Raw genomic sequence first — 236 nt, forward strand, 5'->3', positions numbered from 1 at the left:
CTCTAGCGCCGCGCCGCTCATCGTGCGCTGCTCTGTTCAAGCGCGGTGAGCAGCCGGCAACTGCAAACGGACTCGGCGCAGTGGTTGAAGCTGCCACCGCCCGGCATCAGGCACAGCAACAGCAACGGCTCGCTAGACTGCAACAATTGCTGCAACCCATCGCTCACCAGCAGTTCCGGGAGCGATACCGGTTCATCGTCCTCGACCGCAGCCTCTGGCAATACCGAGGGCTGGAG

Annotated in this window: 1 protein-coding gene; it reads right to left on the reverse strand. The window is 63.6% G+C overall.

The genetic code is table 11. The annotated features are described in order from the left end of the window. Nucleotides 1-17 precede the first annotated feature (17 nt). On the reverse strand, nucleotides 18-236 hold a 219-nt coding region (locus tag AAEY83_RS18520; RefSeq protein ID WP_351061634.1), incomplete at its 5' end, for a hypothetical protein.

This window comes from Psychrobacter sp. TB20-MNA-CIBAN-0197 (genome assembly GCF_040309765.1).
GTDB classification, from domain to species: Bacteria; Pseudomonadota; Gammaproteobacteria; order Pseudomonadales; family Moraxellaceae; genus Psychrobacter; species Psychrobacter submarinus.